Source organism: Clostridium sp. AF32-12BH, from assembly GCF_003477935.1.
Classification (GTDB): domain Bacteria; phylum Bacillota; class Clostridia; order Lachnospirales; family Lachnospiraceae; genus Brotaphodocola.
The window spans coordinates 74204-98612 of sequence record NZ_QUEH01000009.1 but is presented as its reverse complement, the minus strand read 5'-3'; the positions used below and the strand labels follow the sequence as shown (position 1 = coordinate 98612).

The 24409-nt window shown below is 50.6% G+C and carries 22 protein-coding genes; 18 read left to right on the top strand and 4 right to left on the bottom strand.

Going from position 1 to position 24409, the window contains the following annotated elements:
* Positions 1 to 6 precede the first annotated feature (6 nt).
* The 6 genes from DWZ40_RS10680 to DWZ40_RS10655 all read left to right on the top strand — a co-directional run bounded on the left by DWZ40_RS10680 (position 7) and on the right by DWZ40_RS10655 (position 8227).
* Complete coding sequence (locus tag DWZ40_RS10680; protein WP_118543032.1) at positions 7 to 2025, top strand: aconitate hydratase; 2019 nt, start codon at positions 7 to 9, stop codon at positions 2023 to 2025.
* On the top strand, positions 2012 to 3151 hold the full coding sequence (locus DWZ40_RS10675; protein WP_118543031.1) for a PrpF domain-containing protein: 1140 nt from the start codon (positions 2012 to 2014) through the stop codon (positions 3149 to 3151). The genes DWZ40_RS10680 and DWZ40_RS10675 overlap by 14 nt, the downstream gene beginning before the upstream one ends.
* A gap of 129 nt (positions 3152 to 3280) precedes the next feature.
* Positions 3281 to 5602: a hydratase gene (locus DWZ40_RS10670; RefSeq protein WP_118543030.1), complete on the top strand. Its 2322-nt coding sequence runs from the start codon at positions 3281 to 3283 to the stop codon at positions 5600 to 5602.
* Positions 5603 to 5681: 79 nt separating this feature from the next.
* Positions 5682 to 6191 carry a LysR family transcriptional regulator gene (locus DWZ40_RS10665; protein ID WP_118543029.1) on the top strand — a complete coding sequence of 170 codons (510 nt, stop codon included), beginning with the start codon at positions 5682 to 5684 and terminating at the stop codon, positions 6189 to 6191.
* Positions 6143 to 7078 carry a 2-hydroxycarboxylate transporter family protein gene (locus tag DWZ40_RS10660; protein ID WP_118543028.1) on the top strand — a complete coding sequence of 312 codons (936 nt, stop codon included), beginning with the start codon at positions 6143 to 6145 and terminating at the stop codon, positions 7076 to 7078. Before DWZ40_RS10665 ends, DWZ40_RS10660 begins: the two co-directional genes overlap by 49 nt.
* A 150-nt stretch (positions 7079 to 7228) precedes the next feature.
* Complete coding sequence (locus DWZ40_RS10655) at positions 7229 to 8227, top strand: LysR family transcriptional regulator (RefSeq protein WP_182430570.1); 999 nt, start codon at positions 7229 to 7231, stop codon at positions 8225 to 8227.
* A 3-nt stretch (positions 8228 to 8230) separates the two neighbouring features.
* Here DWZ40_RS10655 and DWZ40_RS10650 read toward each other — a convergent pair whose 3' ends face one another.
* A complete protein-coding gene (locus DWZ40_RS10650; protein ID WP_118543026.1) occupies positions 8231 to 8731 on the bottom strand; it encodes a hypothetical protein in 501 nt (166 codons plus the stop codon).
* A gap of 165 nt (positions 8732 to 8896) precedes the next feature.
* On the opposite strand from DWZ40_RS10650, the gene DWZ40_RS10645 reads away from it, so the two are divergent.
* Positions 8897 to 9730, top strand: a complete 834-nt coding sequence (locus DWZ40_RS10645; protein WP_118543093.1) for an aminotransferase class IV — start codon at positions 8897 to 8899, stop codon at positions 9728 to 9730.
* Between the two features lie 25 nt (positions 9731 to 9755).
* Positions 9756 to 10823, top strand: coding sequence for a P1 family peptidase (locus DWZ40_RS10640; RefSeq protein WP_118543025.1), 1068 nt, complete (start codon positions 9756 to 9758; stop codon positions 10821 to 10823).
* 58 nt (positions 10824 to 10881) lie between these two features.
* On the opposite strand, the gene DWZ40_RS10635 is transcribed toward DWZ40_RS10640, so the two are convergent.
* A complete protein-coding gene (locus tag DWZ40_RS10635; protein ID WP_118543024.1) occupies positions 10882 to 11610 on the bottom strand; it encodes a gamma-glutamyl-gamma-aminobutyrate hydrolase family protein in 729 nt (242 codons plus the stop codon).
* A 44-nt stretch (positions 11611 to 11654) separates the two neighbouring features.
* Positions 11655 to 13613 (bottom strand): sigma 54-interacting transcriptional regulator, encoded by a 1959-nt coding sequence (locus DWZ40_RS10630; RefSeq protein ID WP_243035309.1) that lies wholly within the window; start codon positions 13611 to 13613, stop codon positions 11655 to 11657.
* Between the two features lie 273 nt (positions 13614 to 13886).
* Between DWZ40_RS10630 and DWZ40_RS10625 the strand changes: the two genes are divergently transcribed.
* From DWZ40_RS10625 to DWZ40_RS10595, 7 genes are all read left to right on the top strand, one after another.
* Positions 13887 to 15566, top strand: coding sequence for a glutathione ABC transporter substrate-binding protein (locus DWZ40_RS10625; protein ID WP_118543023.1), 1680 nt, complete (start codon positions 13887 to 13889; stop codon positions 15564 to 15566).
* A 150-nt stretch (positions 15567 to 15716) separates the two neighbouring features.
* Positions 15717 to 16637: an ABC transporter permease subunit gene (locus DWZ40_RS10620; protein ID WP_118543091.1), complete on the top strand. Its 921-nt coding sequence runs from the start codon at positions 15717 to 15719 to the stop codon at positions 16635 to 16637.
* Positions 16638 to 16654: 17 nt separating this feature from the next.
* On the top strand, positions 16655 to 17554 hold the full coding sequence (locus DWZ40_RS10615; protein ID WP_118543022.1) for an ABC transporter permease subunit: 900 nt from the start codon (positions 16655 to 16657) through the stop codon (positions 17552 to 17554).
* A 14-nt stretch (positions 17555 to 17568) separates the two neighbouring features.
* Positions 17569 to 18594, top strand: a complete 1026-nt coding sequence (locus DWZ40_RS10610) for an ABC transporter ATP-binding protein (RefSeq protein WP_118543021.1) — start codon at positions 17569 to 17571, stop codon at positions 18592 to 18594.
* Positions 18594 to 19616, top strand: coding sequence for a dipeptide ABC transporter ATP-binding protein (locus DWZ40_RS10605; RefSeq protein ID WP_118543020.1), 1023 nt, complete (start codon positions 18594 to 18596; stop codon positions 19614 to 19616). Before DWZ40_RS10610 ends, DWZ40_RS10605 begins: the two co-directional genes overlap by 1 nt.
* A 127-nt stretch (positions 19617 to 19743) precedes the next feature.
* On the top strand, positions 19744 to 20556 hold the full coding sequence (locus tag DWZ40_RS10600) for a M55 family metallopeptidase (RefSeq protein WP_118543019.1): 813 nt from the start codon (positions 19744 to 19746) through the stop codon (positions 20554 to 20556).
* 23 nt (positions 20557 to 20579) lie between these two features.
* A complete protein-coding gene (locus DWZ40_RS10595; protein WP_118543018.1) occupies positions 20580 to 21671 on the top strand; it encodes a M20/M25/M40 family metallo-hydrolase in 1092 nt (363 codons plus the stop codon).
* Between the two features lie 24 nt (positions 21672 to 21695).
* Here the strand turns inward: DWZ40_RS10595 and DWZ40_RS10590 are convergent, their stop codons facing one another.
* Positions 21696 to 22622, bottom strand: a complete 927-nt coding sequence (locus DWZ40_RS10590; RefSeq protein WP_118543017.1) for a LysR family transcriptional regulator — start codon at positions 22620 to 22622, stop codon at positions 21696 to 21698.
* A 156-nt stretch (positions 22623 to 22778) separates the two neighbouring features.
* Between DWZ40_RS10590 and DWZ40_RS10585 the strand changes: the two genes are divergently transcribed.
* The 3 genes from DWZ40_RS10585 (at position 22779) to DWZ40_RS10575 (ending at position 24358) form a co-directional block, all read left to right on the top strand.
* Positions 22779 to 23501, top strand: a complete 723-nt coding sequence (locus tag DWZ40_RS10585) for an AzlC family ABC transporter permease (protein ID WP_118543016.1) — start codon at positions 22779 to 22781, stop codon at positions 23499 to 23501.
* Positions 23491 to 23808 (top strand): AzlD domain-containing protein, encoded by a 318-nt coding sequence (locus DWZ40_RS10580; RefSeq protein WP_118543015.1) that lies wholly within the window; start codon positions 23491 to 23493, stop codon positions 23806 to 23808. Before DWZ40_RS10585 ends, DWZ40_RS10580 begins: the two co-directional genes overlap by 11 nt.
* 148 nt (positions 23809 to 23956) lie before the next feature.
* Positions 23957 to 24358 (top strand): DUF6465 family protein, encoded by a 402-nt coding sequence (locus tag DWZ40_RS10575; protein WP_243035308.1) that lies wholly within the window; start codon positions 23957 to 23959, stop codon positions 24356 to 24358.
* Positions 24359 to 24409: the final 51 nt, after the last annotated feature.

Below are 24409 nucleotides of genomic sequence, written 5' to 3'. Positions count from 1 at the left end.
ATTCACATGGGAATGAACATTACAAAAAAGATTCTTTCTGCACATCTTGCGGCACCTTCTGAGATGAAGCCGGGAGAGGAAATCCTTCTGAAGGTGGATCAGACTCTGACCCACGATATCAACGCGGTTATGACTTATCTGGCATTTGAGCAGGTTGGTCTGGACCGCATCCGTACAGAATGCAGTGTCAGCTATCTGGACCACAACCTGTTATATCTGGATAACAAGACTCCAGACGACCATATTTACCTGCAGTCTGTCGCAAAACGCTATGGTGTTCATGTTTCCAGACAGGGAAACGGAATCTGCCACGCAGTACAGGTCGCACGGTTTGGTGTTCCCGGAAAGCTGTTAATGGGCGGCGACAGTCATACTCCGCATGGCGGCTCGATCGGCATGCTTTGCATTGGCGTGGGCGGCATGGACGTGGCAACTGCGATGACTGGTGTTCCGATGCATCTGAAAATGCCGCAGATCATCAGGGTGAATCTGACTGGCCATCTGCAGCCGGGCTGTAATGCAAAAGAGGTAATCCTGGAAATGCTGCGCCGCGTTGGTATTAAGGGTGGTCTTGGCAAGGTATTTGAGTATGTCGGACCGGGCGCTGCAACCTTAAGCGTTTCGGAACGTGCCAGCATCACCAACATGGGGGCAGAGATGGGGGCAACTACTTCGATCTTCCCGGCAGATGAGCGTGTACGTGAGTTTTTGAGAGCGGAGCAAAGAGAAAAAGACTTTACAGAAATCCTTCCGGATGAGGATGCGGAGTATGACGGTGAGATGGAGCTGAACTTAAGCGAGCTCGTTCCGCTTTGCGCATGCCCGCATCAGCCGGACAATGTGATCCCGTTAAAGGATGTGGAAAAGAAAAAAGTACAGCAGGTATTTATTGGAAGCTGTACCAACTCCAGCTATTCGGATATCGCGAAAGCAGCACTGGTATTCAAAGGCAGACATGTGCATGAGGATGTGAGCTGTACCTGCGCAATTTCTTCCAAGCAGATTTACAAACTTCTGATGCGGGATGGCTATATCGATATCCTTCTGGATGCAGGGGTAAGACTTCTGGAGCTTGCCTGCGGACCGTGCTGCGCCATCGGTCAGTCACCGGCTACCAAAGGTGTGGCCGTTCGTACCTCAAACCGGAACTTTAAAGGCCGTGCAGGCAATCCGACGGCAGAAATTTATCTGGTGAGCCCGGAGAGTGCGGCTGCAACCGCGATTACCGGTACCTTTGCAAGTGCAGAGGATATTCTTGGAAGTGATCTGTCCGTATTGGCAGAAGTGAAAGAGCCGGCAGAGTTTCCGGTAGACGATTCCATGATTATCGAACCGCTTCCGGAAGAAGAAGCAAAGAAGGTCGAGATTGTGCGCGGCCCGAACATTCAGCCGCTCCCGGTCCCGGACGCTCCGGAACAGTATTTAAAGGCACAGATCAGCTTAAAGACGGTAGATAACATTACGACCGACGATATCACCCCGGCCAGCGCGGAGTTTTCGAGTATGCGTTCCAATATTCCGCTCATGAGCCAGTATTGCTACCACCGCTACGATCCGGAGTTTGCAGCACGCGCGAAAGCCATGGGCAGGAGCATTATCATCGGCGGTGAAAACTATGGTCAGGGATCTTCCCGCGAGCATGCTGCCATTAACCCGATGTATCTGGGGGTCAAAATGGTGATTGCAAAGAGTATTGCCCGCATCCACAAAGGAAATCTGATCAACCACGGCATCATCCCAATGGTATTTGCGGATCCTGCAGATTACGACAAACTGGATCTGCTGGATGAGCTGGAGGTTGAAGGTCTCCTTGATCAGATGAAAACGAGAGAAGTAACCATCAAAGACCTGACAAAGGGGATTTCTTTCAAGGCAAAGCTGGAGCTTTCGGATAATGAGCTGGAGGTAATCCTTTCCGGAGGCCAGCTGCGTCACCTTCAAAAGCAGTTAAAAGAAATGGAAACTGCAAAAAATAGGGAAATGTCAGAACAAAAAGAAAGGAATGGTCAGTATGAGAACTTTTAAAACGGTATTTATGCGTGGCGGCACCAGTAAGGGTTGTATGTTTCATAAAGAGGATCTTCCGGAAAACCGGGATGAGTGGGACAGCATTTTTCTTCAGGCCATGGGTGACCCGGATCCAAAACAGATTGACGGGCTTGGCGGAACGGTTTCTTCTAATAATAAGATTGTAATCGTCTGGAAGAGTGAGGAGCCGGGGATTGATGTAGAGTATCTGGTGGGACAGGTCATTGTTGGAAAGAGTCAGGTGGATTATAAGTCTAACTGCGGAAATATGACCGCGGCAGTTGGTCCGTATGCGGTAGAAGAGGGGATGGTTGCCATTACCGAGCCGGTGACCACGGTCCACATGTTAAACCGGAATACAGATAAATACATTGATGTGACGGTTCCGATCGATCCAGAGACAAAAACATTCGCCCAGGAAGGAGACTGTGCCATTGCAGGTGTGGATGGAACAGCAGCGGAATTGAATGTAAAATTTCTGAATCCGGCAGGAGCGAAGACTGGAAAGCTCCTTCCGACCGGGACCTGCGTAGAGACTTTGGAGATTCCTGATTTTGGTCCGGTCGAGGCCACCATTCTGGATGTGTCCAACCCCATGGTGCTGGTAAAGGCTGAGGATATCGGCATGACCGGTACGGAACTTCCGGAGGAAATAAACAGCAATCAGGAAGTTTGTGCGCTCCTGGAGAAGATCCGCGGTGTTGCCTGCTGCAAGATGGGCTTTGCAAAAGATCTGCAGGATGCCACAAAGAACAGTCCGGCGGTGCCGAAGGTCGGCTTTGTGACGGTGCCGAAATCCTATACCGATATTGCCGGACAGCAGGTGAAGGCAGAGGATATGGATGTTTGTGCCCGTGTCATTTCGGTATTCAAATGCCATAAGGCATGTCCGCTGACTTCTGCAAGTGCCATCAGCGTGGCAGCAGCCATGAAGGGATCTGTAGTAGAGAAGGTGCTTCGCAGTTCTGGCAATGCGGGAAGTGTCCGTATCGGTCATCCGAGTGGTATCATGACGATGGTGCCGGAACTGATAAAAGAACATGGAGAGCTGAAGTTTCCGAGTGTAGGGGTCCAGAGAACGGCACGCCGCATTATGGATGGAACATTGTATATCCGCAGGTAAATGAAAATGCGATGAATATTTGACAGACTGCCGCAAGGTGTCCATGGTGGCATTTTGCGGCAGTTTCCTATTTTTTATAAAAGACATTTTGTGACAGACGCAAGATGTTCTGAATTGGAGGAGATTGAAATGGTAAGATTAACCGGTCATGGAGTTGTGCTTACAGCTGACGGCAATTTTATAAAAGCAGGAAATGCAGCAGAACAGGCGGAAGGAAAAACAAAGACAATGGCATATGGAATCCTGAAAGCCCACAATCACAGCGGCAATATGGATCAGCTTCAGCTGAAATTTGATGCTCTGGTATCTCCAGATAATAACTATGTGAATATTTTACAGACAGCCCGGGCGAGCGGGATCCAAAAATTCCCGGTCCCGTATGTGCTTTCCAACTGTCACCATACACTCTGTGCGGTGGGCGGTACGATCAATGAGGATGACCATGTATTTGGCCTTGGAAATGTGAAGAAATACGGCGGCATTTTCGTTCCGCCGTACCGGGCAGTCCTTCATCAGTATATGCGGGAAATGATGGCTGGGTGCGGAAAGATGATCCTCGGGTCAGACAGTCATTCCCGTTATGGTGCCCTGGGTACGATGGGTATCGGAGAGGGCGGCGGTGAGGTGGCAAAACAGCTGCTTGGGCGCACTTATGATATTGCCTACCCGCCGGTGTTGGCTGTGAACCTGACCGGGACTCCAAGACCGGGCGTTGGTCCGCAGGATGTGGCGCTGGCCCTGATCGCGGCAACATTCCAGAATCATTTCAACAAAAATAAGGTGTTGGAGTTTGTGGGAGAGGGCATACAAAATTTAAGCATGGAATACCGTATGGGAATCGATGTTATGACAACGGAGAGTGCAGCGCTTTCCAGTGTCTGGTGTACCGATGAAAAAACGGAAGAATTTCTGACCGGACACGGACGTGGCGATGCCTACCGGAAAATGCAGCCAGAGAGCGGAGCGTACTACGACGGTCTTATTGAGATTGACCTTTCCAGCGTGGAGTGCATGATCGCACTGCCGTTTCACCCAAGCAATGCCATGTCAATCCGCGAGTTCAAGGAACGGATGCCGGAAGTGATCAAAGAGGTGGAAGAAGCAGGAAACAGGATCAAGGGAGACCATGGTGAGCCGTTTTCTATCCAGTCTCACTTGAAAAATGGGGAATTCTATGTAGACCAGGCACTTGTCAGTGGCTGTAGCGGCGGTCTGTTTGAAAATATTGTCGCTATGGCGGATATCCTAAAGGGGTATGGAATCCCGGGAAGCGGTCTGAATCTTGGCATGAATCCGGCCAGTCTCCCGGTCATGGCAGATCTGATGGAACAGGGGATTGCCGGGGAACTGGCAGTCAGTGGTGTAACTCTTCGTCCGTGCATCTGCGGTCCCTGCTTTGGCGTGACGGATGTACCGGCAAACAACCAGGTCAGCATCCGCCACATGACCAGAAATTATCCGAACCGGGAAGGCTCAAAACCGGGACAGGGGCAGATGGCCTGTGCCTGCCTGATGGATGCCCGCTCGATTGCAGCAACTGTCCGGAATGGCGGAAGACTGACTGCAGCAACGGAACTGGATGTGGAGTACCGCAATTTAAAGCATCATTTTGACCCGAAGATCTATGAAAACCAGGTGTTTGATAATTTTGGAAAAGGCGATGATTCCGTGGAACTGACGATGGGACCGAACATTGCAGATTGGCCGCAGATGCGGCCGTTAACGAAACATCTGTTATTAAAAACAGCAGGTTCTTACCATGGATCGGTAACTACGGATGAACTGGTTCCATCCGGCGAGGCATCATCTTTCCGGTCCAATCCTGAAAAGATTTCTGAATATACCATGATCAGCCGCGATCCAGAGTACGTTGGCAGGGCCAAAGAAGTACGGAAACTGGAGCAAAGCCGGAGAGAGCAGATCTGCAAAGCGGAAACTTTGGCGGGAACAGGATCCGCTACAGAACAGAGAGATGCAGTACATACAGACGCAGTACATACAGGCGATGCAGCGTTTGACCATCTTCTGAAAAAGCTTACCGGTGAACTCCATTGCAGCGTTTCTGATATTACCCTTGGAAGCCTGATGGTCAGCGATCAGATTGGTGATGGCTCGTCCAGGGAACAGGCAGCCAGCTGCCAGAAGGTTTTAGGTGGCTTTGCAAACCTTGCGAATGAGTATGCTACGAAACGATATCGTTCCAATCTGATCAACTGGGGCATTCTGCCGCTCCGGACAGAGGAAGCGCTGGAAATTCCGGTGGGAAGCTATCTGCTGATCCGGAATGTGCGGGATGTGGTGGCTGCGTGCAAAAATCCAGTTACCGTACAGGTTCTGGATTCGGAAGCAGGAACGGTGCAGTCAGAAATCACATGCACACTGGATGCATTGACGGAGGAGGAACGAAAGATTCTGTTATCAGGTTGCCTGATCAATTATTACAGAGGCTAAAGAGGGAATGTAAGCCAGCTGTTACTGTCTGTAGAAGGAATAAACGGTAACGTGCAGGCAGAAGAAAAGGAGAAGCCGCATGGATTTCAAGCAATACCAGTATGTGTTAAAAGTTGCGGAACTACAGAACATGACAAAAGCAGCAAATGAGCTTTATGTCTCGCAGCCTGCACTCAGTCATTACATCGCAAAGGTAGAGGATGAGATTGGGGCGGTTTTGTTTAACCGGAACACGACACCAATTTCCCTGACGACGGCGGGGGAACGGTATGTGGAGACGGCCCGGATGATCCTGTCGCTCAATGACCGGCTGCGGCATGACATTTCCGATATCAATGATCAGAAGAAGGGGCGCGTGATCGTGGGGATTTCCCATGCACGCGCATCTTTCTTTCTGCCATATGTGCTGCCGCAGTTTCAGTGTCAGTATCCAGGAATTGAGGTGCAGACCGTAGAGGTGCGTTCGGATAAGATCGAGGAATATGTGTCGAAGGGCAAGTGTGATATTGGTGTGCTGCCGCTGCCGTTGACCGGAAACTTTTGGTCAAATCCAGCGCATTATACTTACCGGCTATTATTGCCGGAGTAATTGGTTCCATTCTTTTTGGTGCGCTTGGTGGAATTCTGTTTGGAAAAGATCCGGTGCAGGTTGTTATGGCTTATGTATTGCCGATCATGGGCGGCGGAGCTGGAGCCGGCGCAATTCCAATGGCCCAGGTTTACGCAGACGTAACCGGTGAAGATCCGGCCGGATATCTTTCTTTTGCACTTGCGATTCTGGCAGTCGGCAACATTGTATCCGTAGCGTTTGCGGCCATTTTGCAGACCGTTGGAATTCTGGTTCCGAAATTATCCGGCAACGGCGAATTGGTTTGTGATTCAGCGAAAAAAGTGGAAACGGAAAAGAAAGAATCTGTTAATGTGAGTATGGACGATCTTGGCGCAGGCATCTTTTTGACCGGTGGTTTCTTTATTCTGGCACAGCTTTTTGCCAAAAAGATTCTTCCGTCTGTTGCAGGCGTATCCATTCCAAACTTTGCCTATCTGATTATTTTTGCAGCACTGGCAAACGTCTTTAACCTGATTCCTGAGCATTTGAAAGCAGGAGCACAGAAATGCCAGCAGTTCTGCGCAAACAAACTTGTCTGGATTCAGATGGTTGGTGTCGGTATTGTTATGATTAACTTCAGCGAGATGCTGGAGGTGCTTTCCCTGGCAAATCTCGTGATTGTCATTCTGATCGTTCTGGGTGCTGTACTCGGTTCTGCAATCTTTGGATGGGCTGTAGGATTCTTCCCGATTGAGAGTGCCATTACTGCAGGTCTTTGTATGGCAAATATGGGAGGAGCAGGAGACCTTGCCGTGCTCGGCGCAGCGAAGCGCATGAACCTTATCAGTTATGCACAGATATCTTCCAGAATCGGAGGTGCCATGATCCTTCTATTGTCCAGTATTGTATTTTCTGTTTTCGCATAAATATTGAGATGACACCGGTAGTATATCCGTTGATTTCATTGGAATTGTCAAAGCACATACGTTCTTATGATTGCGAATGGTTGGGGAAAAGGATATAATGAGATTGAAGATGGAAAAAAGAAAGAATTTCCCCATATCAGGAGGAGACGTATGGATTTTCGCGAAATGCTTTATATCACAACGGTTGCTGACTGCCGCAGCATCACGGCTGCGGCACGCAAGCTTTATATATCCCAGCCATCACTCAGCCACATTGTATCCAAAGTAGAGCAGGATGTCGGCGTGAAACTGTTTGACCGTGGAACTTCTCCACTGACAGTTACCTATGCGGGCGAAAAATATGTGGAGACAGCCAGGAAAATTCTGCTGATGAGCGATAACCTGCGGAAAGAGCTGATTGATGCGGGACTTGGCGAGAAGGGACGCATTACCTTTGGCATGCCGACGGAGCGCACCGGATATATGCTTCCGGCAGTGATCCCGGATTTTAAGCAGCAGTATCCGGGAATTGAACTGCAGGTGCGGGAAGCGAAGTCCGATGAACTGCTTCAGGCCATCATGCGAGATGATATCAGCTTTTACGTGATTCCCCGCGACCAGGGAGAACTTCCGGTGGGGCTGAAGGCGGAACTCATTTACCGGGAACATTTGGTTCTGGTGGCAGATTCGTCCATGATTCGGGCAGACATGCTGATGGAGACGGAACGTGCAGATGCTGTGCAGATGCAGATCCCGGCTGACCCGGGCAAAGAGACCGCGAAAACAATGCAGAAGGCGGGGGCCGCAGCTGTCCTTCCCCGCGTCAATCTGTCTGCCATGAAGGACGTTCCCTTCATTATGTTAAAAAAGGGCCATGCCATTCGTCAAAAAACCGACACGGTACTCCGACAGTATGACATAGACCCTAAGATTATGATTGAACTATCCAGCTGTATTTCCGCCGTCCAGCTTGCGGCTTCCGGCCTTGGTGTTGCCATTGTGCCCCAGCGGGCCGTGGAGGTGCTTGGCGGAATGGAGCGGTTCCATTGTTATGACTTTTCGGCAATGCCGGAATACTGGAATGTCAACGCGGTTTACAAAGAAACCATGTATCTTGGCCGGGCAGAGCGGTTCCTGATCGACCTGATGAAGAAGAAGTTCAGCTGCTAAACACTATCCGCGAAGCTTCATCAGCCGTTCCTGAACCGTGGCAATGAACACCAGTCCGGTGACAACATGCGGATTCTTTATTGTAGTTACCTTTTTCAGATCAGCAGTCATGATGCCGCCCTCCACGGTTTTCACGGCTGCTTCTTTTAACTGGCGGCCAAAAGTTTCCAGCTCTTTGTTCTGATCCAGCTCACCGCGTTTCTCAAGGGCGCTGGCCAGCATATCACTCATGAAAATGTCTTTGAAAATCTCACAGAAATTCCGGTCGTAGACCTTGGAAATCGTATCTTTTGCGGAAAAGATCAGATCCTGTTTTGCGTCCAGGGCGTAGGCCATGCAGCAGCGGGCGAAGCTTCGGATGGAGGAATCCAGGTTGTGAATGCCTTGGGCAATACCCGGGGAGGTAAAGTTGTGGATCAGTTCCCGGGTTTCTTTCCACAGGATTGCAGCCATCTCATCGCCGTCCATCTCGACGAGCGGCGTCGTCATTTTGATTTTTTCCATAATCTTTTCTCCTCTGAGTGCCAGACACTATGTTTTCCTTTGCCACAACTATTTACTTTTGAAAATCCGCATTGTATACTTAACGTTAGTTTCATTTAATACACGGGACAACATGGCAAAGCGTTGTGCTTCGAAACGACTAAGGAGAAAAATAACATGGAGAAAATGAAAGATCTGGCATATTACAATGGCAAAATCACCCGGATTGACGACATGATGATCCCGGCCAACGACCGTGGATTTTATTTTGGAGATGGAATTTATGAGGCAGCGATGGTGTTTGATTATAAGATTTACGCGCTGCAGGATCATCTGGACCGCATGTTCAACAGCGCGGCTATGCTCCGCATTGAGCTTCCATACACAAAGGAAGAAGTCGGCGCGTTGCTTAATAGTATGGTGCAGAAGCTGGAGAGCGGCTGCCAGTTTCTGTACTGGCAGGTGACCCGAGGAACCTCTCCGAGAAATCACCTGTTCCCGGGGGAGGGTGTTTCCAGTAACCTGTATGTATACAGCAAGCCGTGGAAGGGTGTGCAGATGTCCGATGAGTACCGCCTCATCAGCATTCCGGATACCCGTTTCTACCACTGCAATATCAAGACCCTGAATCTGATTCCAAATGTGATGGCCGCCCAGCAGGCATCCGAGTCAGGCTGTAACGAGACGGTCTTTGTCCGGGACGGATATGTGACCGAGTGCTCCCATTCCAATATTTCCATGGTGAAGGACGGCGTATTTATCACCCATCCGTTAGATAACCTGATCCTTCCGGGAACCGAGCGGAAACACGTCATCCGCTGGTGCGGCGAGCTTGGCATTCCGGTGGAGGAGCGTGCGTTTACCCTGGAGGAGCTTTATACGGCAGATGAGATCCTGGTGACCAGCACCAGCCACCCGAGCATGCGTGCCATGGAACTGAACCAGAAGGCCGTTGGCATGAAGAATCCGGAACTGATCCAGAAGCTGCGTGACAAATATTTCAGCGAGATCGGAAAATAAAACGAAAAACAAGAGGAATTCAGACATGGAGAGAAAACGAATCCGGGACTTCGGTATCGTGCCGGGGCGCCTGGAGACTGGAAAACGAAATAAGATTACGGATGTGCCTGGCGTAAAAGTCGGGCATTGCACCGTGAAAACCGAAGAAAACCATACCGGTGTGACGGTGATTCTGCCGGGAGAGGATAATGCCTTTGCAAAGAAATATACGGCAGCAGCCTATGTCCACAACGGCTTTGGGAAAAGTGCCGGCCTGGTGCAGGTGGAAGAGCTTGGAACCCTGGAAACGCCGATTGCCCTGACCAATACCTTAAATGTAGGAAAGGTATGGGACGCCATGGTAGATATTGTGGTGGAACAGTGTGAACAGGATGGACTGGAACCTATGAGCATCAATCCAGTGGTGGGAGAGTGCAATGACAGCCGCATCAACCAGATTCAGAAGCGGGCGGTGGGAGCGGACGAGGTGCGTCAGGCTTTTGTGTCAGCTTCTGAGGAGTTTGAGGAAGGAGATGTGGGGGCCGGAACCGGAACCATTTGCTATGGCATGAAGGGTGGCATTGGTTCTGCCTCCCGCGTGATCCAGATCGGAGAGAAGACATATACCATCGGCGTGCTGGTGCAGTCCAATTTTGGCGCAACAGAGGATTTTGTATTAAATGGTGAACCGGTTGGGGAAACGATTCTGGACTGGAAACAGGAGAAAGATGATATGGCGGCTTCAGAAGAAGACAAAGGATCGATCATGAGTATCCTTGCCACGGATCTTCCGCTGACCAGCCGCCAGTTAAGACGTGTTCTTCGGAGAACCGGTGTTGGCATTGCCCGCACCGGCGGCTACACCGGACATGGAAGCGGTGAGGTCATGATCGGATTTACCACAGCCAACCGGATCCCGTCCGGTGCGGATGAAGAATTGCTGCTGCTTCAGGCCATCCCGGAGCATGTCATCAACCGGGCTTTTCTTGCGGCTGCGGAGGCAGAGCAGGAAGCCATCTTAAATTCCATGACGGCAGCAGAGCAGACCCGCGGACGGGCGGGAGAACGATATTACAGTTTGTCGGAATATCTGGAAGATGGACAGAGCTCATGACGCAGAAAAAAAGTGGATTGCAGGATGAGAGCAAATGCTCTGTCTGCAATCCACTTTTTTATTTGTTAGCGGCTTTTCTGGCTGCCTCGATCAGCCCGGTAAAGACCGGAAGCATGTCATCGGATGCCACCAGCATGGCTTCTGGGTGCCACTGGATGCCAAGACCGTAGGGATAATCGATCAGCTCAATGGCCTCCACGATGCCGTCATCGGCGGTACCGGCGATCATTAAGCCATCACCCAGCTTTTTCACGCTCTGGTGATGGTAGCTGTTGGTCCAGACCCGCTCGCCGAACATGTTATAGAGGGTAGTGCCCGGTTTCAGTGTGACCTGATGGCTTACATCGCCCCGGTCATCCTTGATCATGTGTCTTGCGGTGCCTTGTCCGTGCAGGCTGTTGTCCTGGTACAGGGTTCCGCCGCAGGCTACGTTTAAGACCTGGTGTCCGCGGCAGATGGCCAGGAACGGTTTTCTTGCCTTGATGACGCGGCGGATCAGCCCGATCTGGCTGCGGTCCAGCTTCAGGCTGGTGTCGCCTACCAGCGGATGGGCCATCTCTCCGTAGCAGCATGGGGTAATATCGGCTCCACCGCTGAAGATAAAGCCATCGCAGGCATCCACCATGGCATCTAGCTGATCTTCATTGGTAATGGAGGGCAGCAGGAACGGAACCCCGCCGCCCTTTGTGACTGCATCGTTGTAGGTCCAGCCATTGGTGGAAAGCGGTGCGCCGGATACCGGATTTTTTGTATTTATTGTGGTAATTCCAATCTTTGGTAACAGCATAAAGTACCTCTCTTTATCAGATTCAAACGGCTGTTAGTATACCATCAATGCCGGATGGATGCAAGACCCAGCTCGGTGATCTCGCAGCCGCTGCGGGTGCGTCCGACCCGGATCAGCCCTTCCTCAGCAAGCTCTTTTAAGAGACCGCGCAGCTTTCCATCGCTGACTGTGATCTCTTTTTTTGTCAGGGCGGCCATGATGGTGCCGCGCCCAATCCGAGGGGTTTGTGCGATCAGGGAAAGCACCTCGTTTTTCAATACGCTGCTTTCGCTGACCGGCTGGTTCACCCGGCTCCGGATATAGGAGGGAAGCTGGGAAAGCACCAGGGGATGGGCGGAGTACAGAGAGAAGAAATACCGGCTTAAGTTGAATAGTTCCTGAATATTTCCGGGGTAATCGTAGTTTGTCAGGAAATTCATCAGGCTGGAGGAGATCAGATCTTTCAGCCGGATATTTGGGTCATGGAACAGTTCCCGGAAAAAATGTTCCATCAGAACCGGGATGTCTTCCCGCCGCTCTCGCAGGGGGATGGTATCGATGGAGGCCGCGTTTAAAAAGAAGAAAAGCTCTTCCCGGAAACGCCCGTCCAGGACATCCTGATACAGATCTTGGCTGGTGGTGGCGATAATACGGATATCCAGATCGTCTATGGTGTTCTGCAGAATGCTGATGAGGGTATCCTGGGTGGAGAGTGGAAGACGCTCTACGCCATCAATCAGCAGCGTACCGGTATCGGCCAGCTTTAACTGGTCTGCAGCTTCCAGGCCGGTATACAGGGAGTTGAAAATGATCAGCGGGTTCTGCCTGCGGCTGGAGGTCTTGTGTATGGCCGTGGCAATTTTCTTTTTCTGGGTGCCGTTTTCACCCTGGATCAGTACCGGAAAATCGTAGAGTGCCAGGCGGCGGGCATACTCCAGCATGTTCAGCACGCGGCCGGAAACCGACAGGATACTGTCAAAACCGCTGTTGAGCCGGTAGAAATCTGAGGAAGGATCCCGTATATCGACTGGGGTAATGTCAGGGGCCGGGGAGGAGGATACAGGCTGGCTGCTCAGCAGGTAAAGCGGTTTGTGGCCGGGCAGGGAAAGCTGCAGGACACTGAGCTGCCTGCGCAGGCCGCTGCGGCTGACCAGCTGGTAGTCCGCGCTCTGGCAGAAATTGTGGGAAGCATACTGGGAAGGCAGCCAGGAGGAAAACAGACTGTTCATGCATTCATTTTCCAGAATGTCCCAGTCCTGGCAGAAGGAGCGATTCACCATGCTGATGCGGCCTTCGTCTGTCATGAGGCAGAGACTGACGTTTAAATTGCTCATAACGGCCTGCAGGAGTTGTTTGGAAAATACATAGTTGGTGTAATGGGTTCCGGTTAACTGGATGATCTGCAGAATCCGGTTCACATAGGTCCGCGTGATCTGGTTGGTTAAGCTGGACGGAAGCTGAAAGCAGGTGCATAGATCGTGAATCGTGGAAATATCAATGATCCGGTTCCCGATATTGATAATATTGGGGACATGGTGCGGAACCAGCTGAGGCTCGCCCAGGGTGATGGCATACTGGATGGACTCATCGGTCTGGGTACAGCCCTGATAAAAAGGAACAAAGTGGTATTGGGTGATACCGGCATCTTTGAGTTGTCCGAGAATATCCAGAACGGAATCCTGCGTGTCATTGACCAGATAGACAGAGGAACCTTGTGGAATCCGGATGATCTGGTCCAGGAAAGCAGGGTTAAAGGTGCGGGTACAGATCAACTGGGTGATGTGTTCCGGAATGGAAACCGGAAATGCATCCCTGGTGCGGCTGCTGGCGAACAAAACACAGGAATAGGGATCAAGCTGTGCCGGATCATGGATCTGGTAGGGATCCATGATATCGAAGCGGATATATTCTCCGAGAAGAGTCGAGAGATATTCCTGAAATTCACGGCGGATCGGCGGGTGAAGGCAGATGATCAGTACTCCCGGTTTTTGAAATTCCATAACGGGCAGTTCGGAATAGGACATGTTTTTACTCCTCCTGATTTATGAAAAAAATATTGGGTTAATTATAAAATAAATATGCATATAAAACAACCTAAACTATTAAAAAAATAAAGAACTGTAAATATTTATCAAAAAATAGCATTTTCTATTTGACATTGTAATGTGGTAAAGTGTAGAATGGAAAACATGCAAGGGTGCATACACGGGAAGGGAAACGTATGCTCCATGCTTTTTTTATATACATGGAGCGTAAAGAACGTGTAAAGATTCCTGAAAGAAGAGGAGGATCAATTTATGAAGAAGACAAAAACAAAGCTTCTGGCTGTGCTCCTTACTGCAGCCATGGGCGCACTGACCGCATGCGGCGGTTCTGGTTCTTCTGAGACCACTGCAGCAGCTTCCGGCGAGTCACAGGCAGCAGAAACTACCGCAGCTGTAGAGCTGGCAGAGGGCGAGTCCGTATCCCAGGATACCGACATCACCGCAGCTATGCTGGTAGATTTCACCACCATGGATCCGATGGATACCAGCGATACCTTATCCGGCGGTATTCAGAGACTGATGATGGACGGTCTGTTCGGCTTCGATGATGATATGAAGATCATCCCGATGCTGGCTACCGACTACGAAGCAAACGACGACGCTACCGAGTTCACCATTCACTTAAGAGAGGGCATCCAGTTCTCCGATGGTACTCCGTGGAACGCAGAGGCAGCAAAGGCAAACTTTGACCGCTGGGGTGATAAGAACCTTGGCTTAAAGAGAACGACCTTACTGTGCAATGTATTAAAAGAGACAGAGATTGTTGATGATTACACTGTAAAAGTAACCCTTCAGAGCCCATTTGGCGCATTCATCCCAACCCTGGCCCATCCGGCCTGTGTTGTTATGAGCCCGGCTGTGATCGCAAAGGGCAATGAAGAGTGTGCAAAGAACCCGGTGGGTACCGGCCAGTACACCTTCGTAGAGTGGGTAGCAGGTGAGCACGCTACCATCGCTTTAAACAAAGACTGGTGGGGCTATAACGCAGATATCTGCGGCGGCACCGCTTTAGTAGACCCGGATGCCGGTTTCAAAACCATTACCTTCAAGCCGGTATCTGAGAACGCAACCCGTGTCGCAATGCTGCAGTCCGGCGACGCTCAGTTCATCTGGCCGGTTCCGACTGAGAGCATTGAGACTCTGCGTGGCGACAGCAATGTAGCAGTTGGCCAGGAAGAGGGTATCGTAGTACGTTACCTGATGATGAACAACCAGAAAGCACCGTTTAACGATGTGAGAGTCCGTCAGGCCATCAACTACGCGATCAACAAGGATGCTTACTGCGCAGTTGTTAAGAACGGTGTGGCAACTCCGGCAACCTCCATCATCGGACCGAACGTCCAGTTCTACAAGGGCAACGATGTATATGCATATGACATCGAGAAGGCGAAATCCTTACTGGCTGAGGCCGGTTATCCGGATGGCTTCAAGACCAGCATCATGTGTGCTTCTACTACTGCAAACTTAAAGCAGTGTGAGTTTTTACAGCAGCAGCTGGCTCAGGTCGGCATCGACGTTGAGATCAACGCTCTTGAGAGCGCGGTGGTAAACCAGAAGATCCAGGATGTGAATGTTCCTGGCTCTGAGGCAGAGGTTGATATGTATGTGATCGGCTGGTCCCCGTCTACCGGTGATGCGGACTGGGGTATCCGTCCGCTGATGGCGATTGAATCTGAGCCGCCGGCAAGCTACAATATCTGCTACTATGAGAACGAAGAGGTTGACCAGCTCTTAAAAGACGCATTATCTACCGCGGATGATGCCAAGAGAGCTGAGGCTTACGCAAAAGCCCAGGATATCATCTGGGAGGAGAGCCCGCTTGTATGTCTGGCAAACGACAACAACACCTGGGCCAGCTCCGCAAAGATGGTGGACGCAAAGGTCTTCCCGGATAACTGCCTGAACTTAAGAAACGCTAAGCTGGCAAAGTAATCCATATTTAGCTAAGAAACAGATCTGACAGAATGATATACTGTAAAACAGGTGGTCTGGCGGAAATCTGATCCGCCGGACCATTTTTGCAGGAAAAAGAATCCGATTAACAGGGGGTACTCCCCAAAAAGAATGAAAGGTGTTGAGTGTATGTTAAGGTACATAGGTAAAAGAATCATTGGAGTGATACCTACCCTGATTATTGTGGTAACCTTCGTATTTTTCTTCGTACGGCTGATCCCGGGTGATCCGGCACGTCTGGTAGCCGGTCCGCAGGCAACGCTGGAAGATGTACAGGTAGTTAGAGAAGAACTGGGTCTGGATAAACCAATCCATGAACAGTATATTACATATGTAACAGGTCTGCTGAAAGGTGACCTTGGTACATCTCTCCGGACCAAGCGTCCGGTTGCGGTGGAGGTTTCCAACCGCTATGCCAATACGGCAAAACTGACCCTGCTGGCCCTCGCATGGAGCACCATCGTGGGTGTGCTTCTCGGCGTATGGTCCGGAAGACACAGAAGCCGCTGGCAGGATTACACAGGAATGACACTGGCTGTGTCCGGCATATCGCTTCCTTCTTTCTGGGTTGGCTTTATGCTGATCATGGTATTTTCCGTGAATCTGAAATGGTTCCCGACCACGGGTGCGGATTCACTGAAGAGTCTCGTATTACCTTCGATCGCACTGGGATCCAGTATCGCGGCAATCATTGCCCGCTTTACCAGATCCTCTATTATAGAAGTATTAAAAGATGATTATATCCGTACTGCGCGCGCAAAGGGCTTAAGAGAGCGCGTTGTTGTATGGAAGCATGCGTTCCGCAACGCGATGATCTCCGTGGTTACCGTAGTCGGCCTGCAGTTTGGTTTCCTGCTTGGCGGTTCCGTAGTAACCGAGTCTGTATTCGCGTTCCCGGGCCTTGGTTCTCTGCTGGTTGAGTCTGTAAACTATCGTGACTATCCGGCGATCCAGTCCCTGATCCTGATCTTTTCATTGCATTTCGTTGTGATCAACCTGATTGTAGATGTGCTTTATGCTGTACTCAATCCGGAAATCCAGCTTGACTAAGAAAGGAGGAGTTTAAGATGGCAAAAGAGAAAAAAGTAAATCAGGACGAAGAGACCCTGAACGAAAAAACGGACATCAGCACTCCGCTTTCTGAGTTTGTCCGTAAATTTAAAAAACAGAAGACCGCCATTGTGGCCCTGGTTTTCATCCTATTTTTAGTAGTGCTTTCCTTTACTGCAAAATTCATTGCTCCGTATGGGATTAACGATTTCGATTACAACGCGATCATGCAGGCACCGACCGCGGCACACTGGTTCGGAACCGATGAGTTTGGACGGGATCTGTTCTCCCGTATCATCTGCGGTACCGGAATTTCCTTAAGTGTCGGCCTGTTCTCTGTCAGCATCGCGGCTGTGATCGGCTCTTTCCTGGGTCTGATCGGCGGTTACTACGGCGGCATCATTGATTCCATTATCATGCGTATCTGTGACGCGCTGTTCGCGTTCCCTGGCATCATTCTGGCCATCGCGATCGTAGCGATCCTTGGCAGCGGCATGACCAATGTTATCATTGCGGTAGCGGTGTTCAACATTCCGAAATTTGCGCGTCTGGTACGAGGCAACACCCTGGCAACCAAGAACAGCGTGTTCGTACAGGCAGCAAAGAACATCGGCGCGGATGATAAGCGTATCCTGTTCTACCACATCCTGCCGAGCGCGATCCCGGACATCATCGTGCAGTACAGTATGTCCATCGGATCTTCCATTCTGACTGCGTCTTCCTTAAGTTTCTTAGGCATGGGTGCCCAGCCGCCGACACCGGAGTGGGGCCTGCTTTTAAGCAACGGACGTACTTACATGATGAACAGCTGGCATATCACCCTGTTCCCGGGTCTTGCGATCTTCTTAACCGTACTCAGCTTCAACCTGCTGGGCGATGGACTCAGAGACGCACTCGATCCGAAGCTGACTGATTAAGGAGGTGCAGGAATATGAGCGAAACAATCAAAGTGGAGACAACGAAAGATGCCTCCGGCAAAAATATTCTGGAAATCAAAAACATGCACACCTGGTTCCACATGGACAGCGGTATTGTCAAGTCCGTGGATGGTGTTGACATTGAGTTAAAAGAGGGTTCCACCCTTGGTATCGTAGGTGAGTCCGGAAGCGGAAAGAGCGTAACCGCCCTGTCCGTTATGGGCCTGCTAATGGGAACCACCGGTAAGATTGAGGAGGGCGAGATCCTCTTAGACGGCAAGGACATTGTTCACATCAGCAATGAGGAGCGCAGGAAGCTGCGTGGAAGCAAGATCTCCATGATCTTCCAGGAGCCTATGACCAGCTTGAATCCGGTCATGAAGATCGGTGACCAGATCATGGAAGCCATTCTCATGCATCAGAAGGTGAGCAAGAAGGAAGCAGAGGAGAAAGCCATTGAGATGCTTCGCATGACAGGGCTTCCCCGTGTGGAAAAGATGATGAAGGAGTATCCGTTCCAGCTTTCTGGCGGCCAGCGCCAGCGTGTCATGATCGCGATGGCTCTGGTATGCAACCCGGAAATCCTGATTGCGGATGAGCCGACCACGGCCCTGGATGTAACCATTCAGGCACAGATCCTGGACCTGATGAACAAGTTAAAGAAAGAGATCGGAACTTCCATTCTCTTCATCACCCATGACCTTGGCGTGGTGGCAGAGGTCTGTGACCAGGTGGTTGTCATGTACTGCGGCCGCGTGGTTGAGAAAGGTTCCGTCTATGACATTTTCGATAACCCGTCCCATCCGTACACGGAGGGCCTGTTAAATTCCATCCCGAAGCTGGGTGAGCACGTGGAAGAGTTGGAATCCATTCCGGGCAACGTGCCGAACCCGAAATACATGCCGAAGGGCTGTAAATTTGCTCCGCGCTGCAAATATGCGTTTGACCGCTGTCGCGAGGAAGAACCGGGATTTACCGATCTCGGAAACGGACACCAGAGCCGCTGCTGGCGCTGCGTGAAAGAAGGGGGTAAGGACTGATGGCAGACAATTTATTAGTTGTCCGGGGACTGAAGCAGTATTACCCGGTAAAGGGCGGACTTGGAAAAGAGCCGTCCTATGTGAAAGCAGTCGATAATGTGGATTTTGAGGTAAGACGCGGGGAGGTATTCGGAATCGTAGGAGAGTCCGGATGCGGAAAGTCTACCCTTGGAAAAAGTATCTGTAAGCTGATCGAACCGACGGAAGGCTCCATCGTATTAGACGGAGAGGAAATCTCCAAATACACACCGAAGCAGATGCGCCCGATCCGCAAGAAAGTCCAGATGGTATTCCAGGATCCGTATGCATCCTTAAACCCGCGTATGTCTGTCCGTGATATCGTGGCAGAGCCGCTCATCATTCACGGCCTGACAAAAACCCGTGAGGAGACGGATAAAAAGGTCGTAGAGCTTCTGCGCCGTGTTGGTCTGGACGATTACCATGCAAACCGTTATCCTCATGAGTTCTCCGGCGGCCAGCGTCAGCGTGTCGGCATTGCGAGGGCATTGGCGGTACAGCCGCAGCTGATCATTGCCGATGAGCCGGTTTCTGCACTGGATGTTTCTATTCAGTCCCAGGTATTAAACCTGATGAATCAGTTAAAGCGCGACATGAACCTGACCTACATCTTCGTAGCCCACGACTTGAGCGTTGTGGAGCACATCAGCGACCGTGTCGGTGTTATGTATCTGGGCAACTTTGTGGAGGAGGGCGACAAGTACAGCCTGTACCAGAACCCGCTCCACCCGTACACCCAGGCCCTTCTTTCCGCGGTTCCGATCCCGGATCCGAAGGCAAAGAAGGAGCGGATCATTCTGGAAGGCAACATTCCTTCCGCGCTGAATCCGCCGACTGGATGCAAATTCCACACCCGCTGTCCGAAGTGCATGGAGCGCTGCAAAACCGAGGCTCCGCAGAAGTACCAGGTAGGTGACGATCATTTCGTATACTGTCACCTGTACGATACCGAGGAAGCGAAGAAGAATGCAAAGGCTGCAGAGAACGCAGTTACGCATCAGTAATGGAATCTAAATAGCAATTGCATGGCATAGGAGCCGGTTTCATGACGAAATGCCATGAACCGGCTTCTTTTCCGCTTTTTGAGAAAAAGATGCAATAAAAATTTTCATAAAAAGAGAGGCACGAACAATGAAACTGTTTATCAGTGCAGATATTGAAGGCTGTGCCGGAACAACCCTCAATTATGAAACCCACAAAGACGAACCGGCTTACCAGAAATACGCGAAGCAGATGACCGATGAAGTTGTTGCTGTCTGTGAGGCAGCCCTGGCTGCAGGCGTGGATGAGATCGTAGTGAAGGACGGACACGGGGATGCCACCAATATTGATGTGATGGCCATGCCGGAGCATGTTACTCTGATCCGCGGGAAGAGCGGTCATCCAATCAACATGATGTATGGTCTGGATGAGACGTATGATGCGGTGTTTTACGTTGGATACCATGCGCCGGCCGGCGATCCGGGAAGTCCCCTCAGTCACACATCTACAGGCGCCAGCAACTTCATTGAGCTGAATGGAAAACGCATGAGTGAGTTTATGCTGAACACCTACACGGCAGCCATGTACGGTGTGCCGGTCCTGTTCTTATCCGGCGATGAGCGGATCTGTGAACTTTCAAAGGAGCTGGTTCCGCAGATTACGACCGTGGCATCCAAGAAGGGTGTGGGCGGAAGTGCCTGGAACGTATCTCCGAAGACTGTGATCGCGGATCTGAAAGCCGCTGTCACCGAGGCGCTTTCCGGCGATGTAAAGGCAAAGCTTGCAGCATGTAAGATCGCGCTTCCGGAGCAGTTTACCTATGAGGTGAACTATAAGGATTTAAAGAAGTCTTACCAGATGTCCTTCTATCCGGGTATGGAGTCTGTAGACGCGCGCACCAACCGTCTGACCAGCAAAAACTGGATGGACATCGTGACTGCGCATTCATTTGTAGTATATTAAAGCATATAGGGAGGAAATGAGAGATGGCAGATTTAAAGACAATTGCGGATTTGACCAATGCCTTTGGCCCGAGCGGTTTTGAGGAAGAGGTTGTAAAGGCAGTGCAGAAGCACTGTGAGGGACTGAACTTAAGAAACGATGCAATGTATAACGTGTATGCCACCATGCCGGATGCAAAGGGAAACCGCCCGGTATTCATGCTGGATGCGCATACCGATGAGTGCGGATTCATGGTACAGAACGTAGAGGATAACGGTTTGTTGAGCATCATCACCCTGGGTGGATTTCACATGACAAGTCTTCCTGCCCACACTGTGATCGTGCGTAACAGCAAAGGCGAGAAGATCAAGGGCATCATCACCTCCAAGCCGGTACATTTCTTAACTGCAGCGCAGAAAGCAGATAATTCCCTTACCATCGAGGAGCTAAAGGTGGATGTGGGAGCAAGCAGCAAACAGGAAGTAGAAGAAGATTACGGCATTCACATTGGTGATCCGATCATGCCGGATGTAACCTTCTCCTACGACGAGAAGCATGGCATCTGTTCCGGTAAGGCTTTTGATAACCGTCTTGGTTGTGTCTGCATCATCGAGACCATGAAAGCCCTGATGAAGGAGACCGACAGTCTGGCCGTTGATGTAGTCGGAGCCTTTGCTTCCCAGGAGGAAGTCGGCATGCGCGGCGCTACTGTAACAGCCCAACAGGTAAAGCCGGACCTGGCCATTGTATTTGAGGGATCCCCGGCAGACGATTTCTACTACCGTACCGGTGTAGCACAGGGCTGTTTAAGAAAGGGCGTTCAGATCCGCCATATGGATAACAGCTATGTGGCCAATGACGCGTTTATGGCTTATGCTCATGAGATTGCGGACAAGTATGGAATTAAATGCCAGGATGCAGTGAGACGCGGCGGCAGCACCAATGCCGGTAAGATCCATCTGACTCATCAGGCGGTTCCGGTACTGGTACTGGGCATTCCGTCCCGTTACGTGCATACTCACTACAACTTCTGTGCGAAGGAAGACATTGAGTCTACCATTAACATGGCAGTTGAGGTCATTCGCGGCTTAAATGAGGAACGCATCCGCCATATCATGCGCCAGGATGTGCTGTAATTACAAAATTGAAGAAAAACCTGTTCAGGCCAGCTCTTCCTTTGCGATGCGGATGAAGAGCTGGTCTGCTTTTGAGAGAAAGCCGTCTTTTAAGGTGGTAATGCAGGTCTCCCAGTACGCGTGATATTTTTCATCAATGCTCAGAAGAACCGGCGGGAAGCCGGATGGGGTGATACTGGAATATTCCATTGGAACGAGAGCCAGCCCCATGCCTTTTGCGGCCAGAAGCTGGGTCGTTTCAAAGTTCCGCAGAGTCATGGCAATGCGTGGTCGTGTAATTCCGGCACGGCGCAGTACATCATCGGTGATCTGGCGGATGCGCTGGGAGGAATGCAGCATCAAAAAGGGTTCTTTTGCTGCAAGGCGGATGTCCAGAACCGGGTGAGGGTATCCTTCCCGGGTTTCTGCCAGGGCGGTTAACGGATGATCTGGTGCGATGGCCAGAACAAAGGGGTCCCGCTTCATGATGTCGTAATGGAACTGCGGATGCTGGGTCGGATCAGATGGCGCATGCATCAGGGCGAAGTCCAGCTCGCCGGACAGAAGAAGCTGTTCTAGCACAGTTGTGTTTTCTTCCCTGATGTTCAGTTCGATATTGGCGCAGAGGCCGTGGAAACGGGGAAGAACCTTGGGAAGTACCAGGGTTCCCAGATGGTTGGTAGTGCCCAGATGGATGCGGCCGGTTTTTAAGTTATTGATGTCGCTGATCTCCATCTCGAAATCCTGGTACAGCTTTAAAACCTGGATTGCCATGTGGTAGTAGCGTTCCCCGGCAAAGGTCAGGGTCAGGCCGCCGGATGTCCGGTTGAAAAGCTCGGTTCCAACGGATTCCTCAATACGCTGGATGGACTGGCTTAAGGAAGGCTGTGCGATAAAAAGCTTTTTTGCAGCCCGGGAAATGTTTTTTTCATCTGCCACGGTTTTAACATAGAGAAGTTCTTTGGTAGTCATGGGATCCTCTTTTCTGCTTGGTTTCTGCATTGCGTGATAAATGGATTATAATACAAAAACGGAAAAAATACAAAGACCGGGCCGTGCGCGGTTGACTTGCTTCCCGGACTGAGATAGAATGGAGCCGGTTTTTACAAATTGAGAAGGGGTTTTACAATGGAACAGCAAAACGATAAAATAAGTTTTCTTGCGGGACTGCGTGATGGCGTACCCATTGGACTGGGCTATTTTGCCGTGGCGTTCACCCTTGGCATTACAGCGGGAAAAGCGGGCATGAACGCACTGCAGTCATCCCTGATGTCTGCGCTGATGCTAGCGTCGGCAGGAGAGTTCGCAGCCATCAGCATGATCGGATCAGGAGCCGGTTTCATGGAGATGATCATTACCACGGTGGTTATTAACATGCGGTATCTCCTGATGTCCAGCGCATTGTCCCAGAAGGTACAGCAGAATCGGCCGTTTCTTCACCGCATTTTCATGTCTTATGCGGTCACCGATGAGATTTTTGGAATTTCCATGGCGGTTCCGGGAAAGCTGAATCCATTTTACCAGTATGGCGCGACCTGTGTGGCAGCTCCGGGCTGGGTGCTTGGTACATTCCTCGGCGCCGTGGTTGGCATGATCCTTCCGGCACCGGTTATGAGTGCCATGAGCGTGGCCATTTACGGCATGTTTCTTGCGGTGGTGATTCCGCCGGCAAGAAAGGACAAAATCATTGCCGCAGTGGTTGCGATTTCCATGACCGTGAGCTTTTTATTCCAGAGCATTCCGGGACTTAAGAACATTTCATCGGGTTTTCAGATCATTCTGCTGACGGTGCTGATCTCAGCCGTGGCAGCGGTATTATTCCCGGTAAAGGAGGAGCAGCATGAATCATAATATTTACGCATCCATTCTGGTCATGTTTCTGACGATCTATGCCGTGCGGGCCCTGCCGCTGACACTGATCCGGAAGGAAATCAAAAATCCGTTTATTCAGTCTTTTCTATATTATGTACCCTATGTGAGTCTGTCCGTCATGACATTTCCGTCCATTCTCTCCGCAACTGGAAACCAAATCACGGGAATAGTCGGATTTGCGGCAGGCGTGATCCTGGCCTGGATCGATGGCAATCTATTCCGGGTTTCCATCGGTGCCTGTGTGGCTGTGTATATAGCGGAGATGATCGTGAACGCTCTGCACTAAAATGGAAACAAGCGAGCTTTGCCCCCTGGAAACAAGCGGAAAACATTGACAAAAACAGGAAAGAGATTTATAATTCCCTCATCGTCTGTCTAAAAACGGGCGGTGGGGAGCAATCCATAATTGGAATCGAATGAGGAGGATAAGAACTATGGCAACAAGAAGAAACGCAGCTAAGGCAGCAGCAAAAGCGGCACCGAAGACTGAGTCCGTAAAGGCAGAAGTTAAGACCACTGCAGCAGAGGTTAAAGCAGAGGCTCCGGTAAAGGCAGTTGTTGAAGCACCGGCAGCAAAGCCAGTCGAGACCACCAAAAAAGCACCAGCAAAGAAAGCTCCTGCAAAGAAGGCAGACCCGAAGGCTTGCGTAGTTATTGAGTTCGCTGGCAAGCAGACCGTAGTAAAAGACGTTCTGGATAAGGCAGTGAAGGCATATGAAGAGGCTCATAAGGGCGCAGAGATCAAAACCATTGAAGTTTATGTAAAACCGGAAGAAAATGTTGCTTACTATGTAGTAAACGGAGAAGGTTCTGACGATTATAAGGTAACCTTATAATTCAGGAATCTCAGTTGTATCTGTACACTTTGTGAAGAGTGGAGTGAGGCT